At 68.2% G+C, this 11158-nt stretch carries 9 protein-coding genes; 6 read left to right on the top strand and 3 right to left on the bottom strand.

All coding sequences use genetic code 11. From position 1 onward, the window contains the following. Positions 1 to 82: 82 nt before the first annotated feature. The gene (locus tag ACFTE1_RS13970) at positions 83 to 1258 is read left to right on the top strand and encodes an ROK family transcriptional regulator (RefSeq protein WP_380619402.1); all 1176 of its coding nucleotides are present in this window, start codon (positions 83 to 85) and stop codon (positions 1256 to 1258) included. Between the two features lie 102 nt (positions 1259 to 1360). After that, on the top strand, positions 1361 to 1921 hold the full coding sequence (locus tag ACFTE1_RS13965) for a flavodoxin family protein (protein WP_380619404.1): 561 nt from the start codon (positions 1361 to 1363) through the stop codon (positions 1919 to 1921). Between the two features lie 69 nt (positions 1922 to 1990). Here ACFTE1_RS13965 and ACFTE1_RS13960 read toward each other — a convergent pair whose 3' ends face one another. Together ACFTE1_RS13960 and ACFTE1_RS13955 are read right to left on the bottom strand one after the other, a co-directional pair. Continuing rightward, positions 1991 to 3001, bottom strand: coding sequence for an ABC transporter permease subunit (locus ACFTE1_RS13960; RefSeq protein ID WP_380622352.1), 1011 nt, complete (start codon positions 2999 to 3001; stop codon positions 1991 to 1993). Continuing rightward, a complete protein-coding gene (locus ACFTE1_RS13955) occupies positions 2998 to 3996 on the bottom strand; it encodes an ATP-binding cassette domain-containing protein (protein ID WP_380622350.1) in 999 nt (332 codons plus the stop codon). The genes ACFTE1_RS13960 and ACFTE1_RS13955 overlap by 4 nt, the downstream gene beginning before the upstream one ends. Positions 3997 to 4205: 209 nt before the next feature. On the opposite strand from ACFTE1_RS13955, the gene ACFTE1_RS13950 reads away from it, so the two are divergent. Both ACFTE1_RS13950 and ACFTE1_RS13945 read left to right on the top strand, forming a co-directional pair. Further along, a complete protein-coding gene (locus ACFTE1_RS13950) occupies positions 4206 to 5006 on the top strand; it encodes an ABC transporter ATP-binding protein (protein ID WP_380622347.1) in 801 nt (266 codons plus the stop codon). 90 nt (positions 5007 to 5096) lie between these two features. Continuing rightward, the gene (locus tag ACFTE1_RS13945; protein ID WP_380622362.1) at positions 5097 to 6494 is read left to right on the top strand and encodes an alpha/beta hydrolase; all 1398 of its coding nucleotides are present in this window, start codon (positions 5097 to 5099) and stop codon (positions 6492 to 6494) included. A gap of 180 nt (positions 6495 to 6674) precedes the next feature. Here ACFTE1_RS13945 and lipB read toward each other — a convergent pair whose 3' ends face one another. Next, positions 6675 to 7334, bottom strand: coding sequence for a lipoyl(octanoyl) transferase LipB (gene lipB, locus ACFTE1_RS13940; RefSeq protein WP_380622345.1), 660 nt, complete (start codon positions 7332 to 7334; stop codon positions 6675 to 6677). A 213-nt stretch (positions 7335 to 7547) separates the two neighbouring features. Between lipB and ACFTE1_RS13935 the strand changes: the two genes are divergently transcribed. Together ACFTE1_RS13935 and ACFTE1_RS13930 are read left to right on the top strand one after the other, a co-directional pair. Next, complete coding sequence (locus ACFTE1_RS13935; protein ID WP_380622343.1) at positions 7548 to 8498, top strand: TAXI family TRAP transporter solute-binding subunit; 951 nt, start codon at positions 7548 to 7550, stop codon at positions 8496 to 8498. A 97-nt stretch (positions 8499 to 8595) separates the two neighbouring features. After that, the gene (locus ACFTE1_RS13930) at positions 8596 to 11034 is read left to right on the top strand and encodes a TRAP transporter permease (protein ID WP_380622341.1); all 2439 of its coding nucleotides are present in this window, start codon (positions 8596 to 8598) and stop codon (positions 11032 to 11034) included. Positions 11035 to 11158 lie beyond the last annotated feature (124 nt).

The raw sequence follows: 11158 nt of genomic DNA, 5'->3' as shown, positions 1-11158 counted from the left end.
GCAAATGAGAATCTAATTGAAATTCACGAATTCCTGGCCGTGCCCCCTTGGATTCAGGACCGTGCCACATAGGAGCTAGCCAATGGCGGAGAAACGCACCCCGGGCGTGCCGAAACTTCTGCGCGTCCTCAATGACCAGGCCGCGATGAAATTGCTCATGGAAAAAGGGCCGCAGACCAGGGCCCAGCTCGCCGAGCACACCAATATGTCCAAGGTGACCGCCTCTCAGATAGTCGAGAGGCTGCAGCGGCGCGGTCTTGTCGAGGTGATCGGAACCCGCTCCGGCGGCCGCGGGCCTAACGCGGCGCTCTACGCCCCCGTCTCCAGCTACACCTACGTCGTCGGAGTCGAGGTGGGCCGCGACCACGTGCAGGGCGCCTGCGCCGACTTCACCGGCCGGATCGTCGGACGCGCGGAGGCCTTCGCCGAAGGGGACTCCGACCCGGTCGAGACGGTCCGCAGCGTCGTCACCGAGGCGGTCCGTGACGCCGGCCTCGACATGGGCAAGATCAGCCGCATCCTCCTGGGCACCCCCGGCGTCATCGACCCCGCCAGCGGCGACGTCGGATTCTCCTGGGACCTGCCCGCCTGGCACCGCGGCCTCCTCCCCGCCCTCAACAAGGAGTTCAAGGCCGACGTCGTCATCGAGAACGACGTCAACCTCGCCACGATCGCCGAGCAGCGCTTCGGGGTCGCCGCCGGCAGCGAGGACTTCCTCTACACCTGGTACGGCGAGGGAATCGGCCTCGGCGTCATCCTGGGCGGACAGCTCTACCGCGGCCGCACCGGCGCCGCCGGCGAGATGGGCTTCCTCCCCGTGCCCGGCGGCGAGGTCCCCGACAACAACGGCGTGTCCGCCCGCCGTTCCAAAGGTTCCTACCAGCGCGTCATCGGAGGCGAGGTCCTCGAGGGCCTCGCCGGCGAGTACGGCGTCGAGGGGGGCGACCCCGCCGAGATCTTCGCCGCGGCCGAGGCCGCCGGGGAGGCCGGAGGCCGGTTCCTCGACGAGGTCGCCCGCCGTATCGCCTACGGTGTCGCCGCCGCCTGCGTCATGCTCGACCCCGAGGTCGTGGTCCTCGGCGGCCCCCTGGGCTACGCCGGGGGAGACGGGCTGGCCGAGCGCGTGGCCGCCCAGACGGCGCGCATCGCCCCGGTGAACCCGGACGTGGTGGCCGGATCCGTCAACGAGGAGACCGTCCTGCGCGGCGCGATCCGCTCCGCGCTGGACACCGTGGGGGACCAGCTCTTCGAGAGCTGAACCGCAACCCCCATCCCACGAGACGGGAAGCGGTGGAATAACGAACCCGTTGGGGGCCTTGGAATCCGTGCACACCCTACATCGATTCCAAGGAGAGCATCCATGGCCGACGCCAACCGCAAGTTCGTGTTCCTGCTGGGCAGCGGACGCCGCGGCGGCAACACCGAGATCCTCGCCGAGGAGGCCGCCGCCCAACTGCCCTCGGACGTCGAACAGGAGTGGATCCGCCTGCTGGACCACAACCTCCCGCCGTTCGAGGACAAGAGCGAGGGCGAACCCCCGGCGCTCCCCGAGGGAACGGAGCGGAAGCTCCTCGACGCGACCCTCTCCGCCACCGACCTCGTCGTCGCCTCCCCGCTGTACTGGTACGGGGTCACCTCGCACACCCAGGCGTACCTGGAGTACTGGGACAAGTGGTTCCTCGTGCCCGGGCTCGAGTTCACCGAGCGGATCAAGGGCCGCAACCTGTGGGGCGTCACCGCCATGGGGGTCAAAGACCACACGCACGCCGAACCCCTGCGGGAGAAACTGCGCCTCACTGCGGACTTCACCGAGATGAACTGGAAGGGCCTCCTGCTGGGAACGGCCGGAGCCTCCGGGAAGATCCGCGAGCGCGTCGAGCCCATGGCCCGCGCCAAGGAGTTCTTCGCCGAGACCTCCTGACGCAGAGAGGCGGGCGGCGAACCCACTCAGGGTTCGCCGCCCGCCTCTCAGGCAAAGGCCCTGCGGCCGTTAAGCGATGTCGCGCCTGCGGAAGCTCCACGAGGACAGGACGACCAGCACGAGGGCGACGATCAGCATGCCGATGCCGATCATGTCCCAGGTCAGCAGGTACTTCTCCGGTTCCGTGCCGTTCATTGACTCGATGGTGCCGTTGGCGGGCCACAGCTCCGTCTCCCCATAGGACCAGGCGTCGAGCCAGTAGCTCGGCGACAGCAGGTCGGGGTACGTGGGATTGGTGATGGCAGTGATGATCGGCCCGGCGATATTGCTGAGCACCAGGCCTCCGATGACGACCCCGCCGGTGAGCGCCGTGTGCTTGCCGAGGAAGGTGAACGTGGCCCCCACGAGGGCGGCGAAGACGCCGAGCACGGCCGTCCGCACCAGGGTCCCGTTCATGTCGCTCCACCATGCGGAGTCCATCTCGCCCATGGTGCCTCGGAGCTCGGCGACCAGGTAGAAGATCCCGAACACCGCGGCCGTGTAGGCCGCCATGTAGACCGCGCTGAGGCCCACGGCCGCGGCGCACTTGGCCGCGTAAACCTTCCAGCGGTTCGGGTGCCACAGCAGCAGGTTCGACATGCCGCCCGACGACCACTCGGCACCGATGGCGCTGGCGGCGAGGACCATCGCGGCCAGCGCGCCCACGAGGGAGATGTTCGCGATCAGCAAGCGCCCCTCCTCGGACAGGTCGAAGGTGTAGACGTACAGGAAGTCCTCGGGCCCGTTGGCCCAGGAGAGCTCCATTTCGCACTCCGACTCGGTCATATCGGAGGCGTGCTCCTCCGGGTAGCCCCAGTCGATGAAGAAGGCCTCCGGGTCCTCCTTGCACTTCTCTACGTCGTCCTGCAGCCGCTGCCACTCCTGCTCGGCCTGGGCCCTCTCGGCGTCGGTCGCCTCGGTGCGGCTCTCCATGCTCAGCATGACGGCGACGACCAGCGGCACGGCGAACGCGCCTATGGCGAGGATCCAGGTAAGGCGGCGTCGGAGCACTCGGGAAATCTCGGCGCGGAAGAGTCTCACTGCGCCACCTCCTCTGGGGCGGTTCGGGCGGCGGGGGCGGTGGTCTCCCCGACTTGGAGGACGTCGTCGGAGCCGGTTCCCGTCAGTTCCAGGAACACCGCCTCCAGGTTCTTCGACTCGGCCGACAGGTGGGTCAGGTAGATCTTCTGGGCGGCAAGGGCACGGGTCACCTCCGCGGGGTCGTCGACGCCCGCGACGATGAGGCTCCCGTCGCCGTTGGACGACACCGACGCCGGCGGCAGGCTCTCGATGGCCTCGGCGGCCCGGGAACGATCCTCGTCGGAGACCCTCACGCGCAGGCTAGACCCGGAGTGGCTGGCGATGATCTCGTCGACGGGGCCGGCCACGATCCGCTTGCCGGCGCTCACGATCGTCATGGTGTCGGCCAATTGCTGCACCTCGCTGAGGAGGTGCGAGGAGACCACGACGGTGATGCCCTCGTCGTGGGCCAGGGTTTGGAGCAGTTCGCGCATCTCGTGGATTCCCGCGGGGTCCAGGCCGTTGGCCGGCTCGTCCAGCACGAGCAGCTCCGGCTTCTTCAACAGGGCCTGGGCCACGGCGAGGCGCTGCCTCATGCCCAGCGAATAGCCCTTGACCGACCGGTCGGCCACGGTGGAGAGGCCGACGCGCTCGAGGGCCTCGTCGACGCGCCCGCGGGGGAGGCCGACGCTCTTGGCCAGGAGGCGGAGGGTCGTCCGCCCCGTGTGGTTCTTGAAGAACTGGGGGGATTCGACGACGGCGCCGACCCGGCCGATGACCGAGGGGAGCCGCTGGGGGACCTTCTGCCCGAACAGGGACATGGAACCGCCGTCGACGGAGATGAGTCCGAGGAGGGCCCGAAGGGTGGTGGTCTTGCCGCAGCCGTTGGGGCCGAGGAAACCGTGCACCTCGCCCTGGCGGACCTCGAGATCGAGTCCGTCCAGCGCGTGGTGGGTTCCCTTCCGCAGGCTGCGATAGGTCTTGCGAAGACCGGCTATCTCAACTACAGCAGTCATCTAGTGTCCTAACGAATGGTATTTCCGCCAGGATACCGAGTATCTCTCGGCCGTTCCGAAGTGGGTCCTCCCCCTACTCCCAAGGTGCCGTGGGGAAACGCCCCCGCTGCGCTACCGGCCACCAGGAAGCGGCCGACCGAACCACCCGACAGGGTGGCAAGCCATACCCGGGAGGCTTCGCCGCCGGGCGGAGGCGCGAGCGTGGTTAGATGGTCAACGTGGGACAAGCCGAACGCATCATCGACATCAGTGACGCCGTCATTCGCCGCGGCGGCAAGAACCTCATCAACCGCGTCGACTGGCGAGTCGACTCCGACCAGCGCTGGGTCGTCCTCGGGCCCAACGGCGCGGGCAAGACCACCCTGCTCAACCTGGCCGCCGCCCGGTCGCACCCGACCTCGGGCACCGTCGAGATCCTCGACGAGACGGTCGGCAAGGTCGACCTCTTCGAACTGCGCCCCCGAATCGGACTGTCCACCGCCGAGGTCGCCGCCGCGCTCCCGAGCGACGAGACCGCCCTCGACGTGGTCCGCACCGCCGCCTGGTCGGTCGTGGGCCGCTGGCGCGAGGACTACGACGAGTACGACACCGAGCGCGCCATGTCGCTGCTCAACTGGCTCGGTGTCGGGTCGCTCGCCGACCGCACCTTCGGGACCCTCTCCGAGGGCGAGCGCAAGCGCGTGCTCATCTCCCGCGCGCTCATGAACGACCCCGAGGTCCTCCTGCTCGACGAGCCGGCCGCCGGGCTCGACCTCGGCGCCCGCGAGGGACTTGTGGCGACTCTCTCATCTTTGGCCGCCGACCCGGCCAGCCCCGCCACGGTGCTGGTCACGCACCATGTCGAGGAGATCCCCCCGAGTTTCACCCACGCGTTGATACTTTCGGGCGGTGACATTGTGGCCTCGGGGCCCATTGCGGAGACCCTCACGGCCGAGGCACTCTCGAAGGCGTTCGGCATGCCCCTGATCCTGGAGAACCGCGGCGGACGCTACACCGCGCGAGCCGCCTGACCGGGACGACGGCGACAGCCTCGGGCACAGCCTTCGACGGGTCTTCCCCGACCCGTGCCGCCTGACCGAGAGGAGTGGTGCGTGCGGCCGATGAAGTGGACCAAGGGCCTCCTGCGCTCGCGGCGTTTCCACACGCTGAGCATGGGCGCGGCCGCCCTGGTGCTGCTCAGCTCGCTGACGCGCGCGCCCGTTCCGGCCGAGGTCCCCGACCTCTCCGACGTCGATCCGTCGGTCGCCGCCGTTGAGACGGCGATCCTGGTCGAAGAGGCCGGACTGGCCGGCGACGACCCGGAGGAGGCGGTCGCCGAGCTGGAGGCCGACCCGTCGGCCGCCGTGGAGCGGATGGACTCCGTGCCCGGCCAGGACGCCGGGAGCCTGGAATCGGCCCTGCGGGGGCTGCGGGACAACCCCCGGGCCATGGACCCCGTGGACATGCAGGAGTTCTTCGCCTCCCTGGGGGAGGAGACCGACGACTGGCTCGCCGTGCTCTACCCCGACACGATGATGCGCCTCGACGGCGTCCCCTTCTCGTCCAAACGGCTCTCCTCGCGGATCATGACCGTCGCGGCCGAAGAGGTCTCGAAGGAGCCGACCTATCCCCAGCGCCCTTGGACCGGCGGCGAGCGCCCGCCGCGCGGCGACCTCGGCGCGGTGCGCGAGTCCGGCCGCGACTTCCTCTACGTAGACCCCTACCTCAACGACGGCCACGGCTCGTGGGTCGAGGTCGTCGGCGACATGGAGAGCGCCGAGAAGGTCTCGATCCTCGTCCCCGGCTCGGCCGCCACGATCGACAACCACAACTTCGACCTCTACCAGTGGCGGGCCCAGAGCCTGGTGGACGCCTCCGACGGGGACCTTGCGGTCATCGTCTGGGCGGGCGCGCCCTGGCCCTCGGGCTGGGTGGAGTCCTCGTGGGCCAACTGGGCGGAGATCGCCGGAGAGCGGCTGGCGAGGTTCAGCGAGGACGTCGCGGCGCAGTACCCCGACAAGTACATGACGGTCGTTGGCCACTCTTACGGAGGCGCCGTCGTCGGGGAGGCCGAGCGCCACCAGATGGCCGGCGAGCGCGTGCTGCAGGTGGCCTCGGCCGGCATGGGCCACGAAGTGGCCGGCCCCGGCGACTATTCAGACCCCTGCCGTGAGCGCTACTCGATGACGGCCGAGGGCGACCCCATCTCGTACATCCAGGGGCTGCCGTACATGCCGCTGCTGGGCCACGGCGAGGACCCCGACGAGTTCCCCGGGGTGACGGTGCTCGACCCCGGCTACCTCAGCGCCGATCCGGGAGCGGTCGACGACTCGGGCAACTCGCTGGCCGCGCAGGGAATCCTGGGCAAGAAGATCGAGGGCGTCCACTCGCACTCGGAGGTCTTCTACCCCGGGTCGGACTCGTGGAAGAACATCTACGCCGTCATGACCGGGGGCGAGCCCGAGGCGGCGGACGACCAGCCTGAGGCCTATCCGGCCTGTTCCCCCGCGCGGGAGTGACACGGCCCCTCTACCGCGGGGAGGTCGCCTGACATGGCAGCCTGTTCCGCCGCGGGTGACGGCCTCCCGCAGGATCTCGAAAGGCGTTCGGCTGGACTGTCCCCCCGCGCGGGGAGACAGTCGGAAGGCGCCCGGACCGCTCGGGGCCTCGACGGGCGCCGTCCCGGGGACCGCGGCGGTTCAGCCGCGCTCCTCTTCCTCCAGGTCTTCCTCCAGGATCAGATCCAGGTGCTTCTCCACGACCGGGAGCACCTCTGCGACGGTGACCTCGCGGCCCAGCTCCTTGCTGAGGCTCGTGACCGAGGCGTCGGTGATGGCGCACGGGGCGATCCGGTCGAAGTGGCCGAGGTCGGAATCGCAGTTGAGGGCGAAGCCGTGCATGGTCGTCGCCCAGCGCACGCGCACGCCGATCGCGCAGATCTTGCGGTCGGGGCCCTTGTCGTCGGCCGGGATCCACACCCCGGTCCGGTCCTTCATCCGCCCGCGGGCGGTCGTCACCCCGAACTCGTGGCAGACGGCGGAGACCATGTCCTCGACGCGTCGCACGTAGCCGACCACGTCGACGCCCCGGCGCATCTTGACGATGGGGTAGCCGACGATCTGGCCCGGACCGTGCCAGGTGATCTGGCCGCCCCGGTCGACGGTCACCACGGGGGTCCCGTCCTGCGGGAGCGCCCAGGCCTCGGTGCGCTTCCCCGCCGTGTAGACGCTCGGATGCTGGAGGAGGACGACGGTGTCGTCTATCTCGTCGTCGATCCGACGCTGCTGCAGTTCTTTCTGCAGGTCCCAGGCCTCCTGGTAGTCCATGAGACCGCGGTGCACAACCTGAATCCTTGACACGCGGCAAGTCTAGCTCGCCGACGGAACCCGCACGGTAGTGAGCCGATCCCGTACCGTGGCATTCCATAACGTTTTGGGAACACCTGCGCAACATACCCTTCCAGATCTGTTCGACGGTTGCGCCGACCACGTAAAGTCAGTACATCCCCCGTGGCGCCCCCGTGCGCCCAGCCTGACAATGACGTTGAAAACGAATCCGAAACGGAGACGGGAATGCTGCGTAAAGCAGGAAAGATCACTGCCTCTCTTGCCCTGACGGCACTGGTGGCCGGCACGGCCGCCTGCGGCGGCGGCAATGACGGCGACCGACTGGAGATGGGCTCCGGCTCGACCGGCGGCGACTACTTCAGCTTCGGCGCGGCCACCGCCGAAATGTGGTCCAAGAACACCGACACCCGCGTCACCTCCAAGGAGACCGGCGCCTCGGTGGACAACCTGACCCAGATCAGCGAGGGCGACCTCGACCTCGGCATGTCGATCAACGGAACGGCCACCCAGGCCGCCGCCCAGGAGGGCGACTTCGCGAACGTCGAGCCGAACTTCCAGTTCGTCGGCAACTTCTACCCAGAGGTCCTGCACGTGGTCGCCGGCGCCGACGCGGGCATCGAGACCATCGACGACCTCGAAGGCAAGCGCGTCGCCATCGGTCCCGACGGTTCCGGTACCCAGGCTCTGGCCAAGAAGATCCTCGACTCCGCCGGAATCGAGCCCGCCCAGACCTTCGCCGACAAGTTCGGCGCCGCGGGCGACAAGATCGCCGACGGCCAGGTCGACGCCGCCTTCGGCGTCCTCTCCGTGCCCTCCTCGGCCATCTCCAAGGTCACCAACTCCACGGACCTCACCTTCGTCGAGTTCGGAGACGAGCTCATCCAGCAGCTGCTGGACGAGGACTCCACCCTGGACCAGATGACCATCGAGGCCGGCACCTACGAGGGCGTCGACGAGGACGCGGTCACCGTCACCAACTTCGCCTCCCTCTACGCCAGCCCGGAGGTGAGCGAGGACGTCGTCTACGACCTGGTCAAGGCCCTCTACGAGGACACCGCTGACATCGACGCCGCCCTGAGCGAGCAGGTCGACGTCGAGAACGCGATCAAGGGTCTCAAAGGCGTCGAGATCCACCCCGGCGCCAAGAAGTACTTCGAGGAGCAGGGGATCCTCTAGGCTCCCCAGCAGCGCAGTGCGATGACCAGGCGGGTGTCCGCCTGGTCATCGCCTTTGACTGCTCCCCGAGTCCGTCCCTACCCGGAAGGCGAGACCCATGGCGAACAACACCGCCCCCGTCCGAAAGGACGACGGCGACCCAGAGGTCGCCTACGACCGCGAGCAGGCCGCTGAGGACATACACGCCCTCGCCGATGCCGAGCCGCTGGCCGAACCCGTCGGCAATATCCGCCACGACAACGAGATAAGCCCCTGGTGGAAGTGGACGATCTGGACGATCGCCCTGGCCATGGCCCTCTTCCAGTTCTGGACCGGCTGGAAGGGCATCCTTCCCACCAACCAGATGGGCCCGATCCACCTCGGATTCGGACTGGCCCTCATCTTCCTGGTCTACAAGCCCAAGTACGGGCGCGAGTGGGGCAGGGAACCCAAGTTCCAAGACGGCCTCCTCAACCGCGTCCGCGGCTACCTCTTCGGCACCGAGGCCGGACGCGGCCTCGTGTGGACCGCCCTCCTCCTCGGGGCGCTGGCCTACGTGGCAGTCACGTTCGAGACCCCGCCGATGCTCATCCTCCCGGCGGTTCTCCTCCTGATAGTCATCCAGTCGGTCCGCTACCTCAAAATCACCATCGGCGGCATCCCCCCGGCCGACGTCCTCCTCGCCGCGCTCGGCGCCTGGGCCGCCATCTGGTCCCTCCTCAACCCCGAACAGGCCGACTGGAAGATCCCCGGCGGCATCACCGCCACCGCCGCCGCCGCGGCGACCGTGGGACTCCTCCTCGTGTGCGTGGCCGCGGTCCGTGCCGTGGGCATGGCCCTCGGCGTCGTCGTCTCCATCCTGTTCGCCTTCGCGTTCTTCGGACCCAACATGCCCGACGTGCTCTGGCACGGAGGCATGGACCCGACCGACATCCTCACCGGGCAGTTCCTGACCACCGGCGGCGGTGTCTTCGGAACGCCGCTGCAGGTCTCCTACGACACGATCTTCCTGTTCATGATCTTCGCGGCCCTGCTCCAGTCAACGGGCATGGAGAAGTTCTTCACCAACCTCGCGCTCGCCATGGCGGGCAAGCGGGTCGGTGGAACGGCGAAGGTCGGCGTCATCACCTCGGTGTTCTCCGGCATGATCACCGGCTCCTCAGTTGCCAACACTGTCTCCAACGGCGCCTTCACCATTCCGATGATGAAACGCAGCGGATACCGTAAGGAGTTCGCCGGCGCGGTCGAAGCGGCCTCCTCGACGGGAGGGCAGATCACGCCGCCGATCATGGGCGCCGGAGCGTTCCTCATGCTCGCGCTCATCGGACGAGGGGTGGGCTACGACCAGATCATCGCCGCGGCCATCGTCCCGGCGATCCTGTTCTTCGTCGCGCAGTACATCATCATCCACTTCATATCGAAGCGCGAAGGCATCATGGGCCTCCCCAAGGAGGAGCTTCCCAAGGGGCTCAAGCTGCTGATGACCCAGGGCTACCTGCTGCTGCCGCTGATCATCATCGTCATCATCATCTCCAGTGGCATGACGGCCATGGCCGCCGCGTTCCGGGCGATCCTGTGGACGATCGGCATCAACCTCGCCGTTCAGCTGGCCTACTTCGTCTGGGGCATGATCAAGACGCGCACGCTCGTCGGCGACGCGGAGGGTCCGGCCTGGAAGCTCCGCCTTCGCGGCGGCGCACGCCAGTGGCAGAAGCTGGAGTACCGGCTCACGGTGCCGACCCTGTTGAACACCTTCGTCAACGCGACCAAGATGGCGCTGCCCATCATCGCCGCGACGGCGGCCGCGGGCATCATCTCGGGCATCCTGAACTACACCGGCGTCTCGATCGTCATCGGCAGCCGCCTGGTCGACCTGGGCGACGCCATGGCCGGGGGCATACCGCTGGAGAACGCCCAGCTGTACCTGGTCCTGTTCTTCACCATGATCGCCTGCCTGATCCTCGGCATCGGCCTGCCGACCACGGCGAACTTCGTCGTCATGTTCACCGTGGCCGTCCCGACCATCGTCGATCTCATCACGCCGGAATACTCGGTCATGGGCATTCCCGAGGTGCAGATCTGGATCGCGGCATCGCTGTTCGCGTACTACTTCGGCGTCCTGGCGGATATCACGCCACCGGTGTGCCTGGCGGCGTTCGCCGCGGCCGGCATCTCCGGTGGTTCCGCCATGAAGACGGGCGTGGAGTCGGTGCGAATCGCGATATCCGGGTTCATCGTGCCCTTCGCGTTCGTGCTCAACCCGGCGATGCTCGGCATGGGCGGGGACTGGGGCGCCATCGCGTTCTCGATCCTGACGTCGATCATCGGCGTCGCTTCCATCGGCGCGGCCCTCGCGGGCTTCCTGGACATCCGCCTGCTGTGGTACGAGCGCACGGCTTTCATTGCGGCCGGTCTCCTGCTGCTGTCGGAGAACCTGGCGATTAACGGCGTGGCCCTCGCGGTCGCCGCCGCCGCGTTCGCCTCGCACCATGTCCGCAAGAAGGCCAGCGGCCACGGCGACTCGTCGCGGCCGACGGCCACCATGGCGGAGGTCTGATCCGCTTACCGTCTGCGCGGACCCTCGCCGCAGCGAGACCGCTAGGACTAGATCCTGGGAACGCCCCCGGCCGAATGGCCGGGGGCGTTTTCGCGTGTGGTTGCGGGTTCCTCCGCGACACGCC

Origin of the sequence: Salininema proteolyticum (assembly GCF_042685645.1) — a bacterium.
Lineage (GTDB): Bacteria > Actinomycetota > Actinomycetes > Mycobacteriales > Micromonosporaceae > Salininema > Salininema proteolyticum.
This window is presented reverse-complemented; position numbering and strand designations above follow the sequence as displayed.

Bases quoted from the DNA above. Each gene is read 5' to 3' on its own strand.
- ACFTE1_RS13970 (WP_380619402.1), top strand. From the start codon at position 83: ATGGCGGAGAAACGCACCCCGGGCGTGCCGAAACTTCTGCGCGTCCTC.
- ACFTE1_RS13965 (WP_380619404.1), top strand. From the start codon at position 1,361: ATGGCCGACGCCAACCGCAAGTTCGTGTTCCTGCTGGGCAGCGGACGC.
- ACFTE1_RS13955 (WP_380622350.1), bottom strand. From the start codon at position 3,996: ATGACTGCTGTAGTTGAGATAGCCGGTCTTCGCAAGACCTATCGCAGC.
- ACFTE1_RS13950 (WP_380622347.1), top strand. From the start codon at position 4,206: ATGGTCAACGTGGGACAAGCCGAACGCATCATCGACATCAGTGACGCC.
- ACFTE1_RS13945 (WP_380622362.1), top strand. From the start codon at position 5,097: ATGAAGTGGACCAAGGGCCTCCTGCGCTCGCGGCGTTTCCACACGCTG.
- ACFTE1_RS13935 (WP_380622343.1), top strand. From the start codon at position 7,548: ATGCTGCGTAAAGCAGGAAAGATCACTGCCTCTCTTGCCCTGACGGCA.
- ACFTE1_RS13930 (WP_380622341.1), top strand. From the start codon at position 8,596: ATGGCGAACAACACCGCCCCCGTCCGAAAGGACGACGGCGACCCAGAG.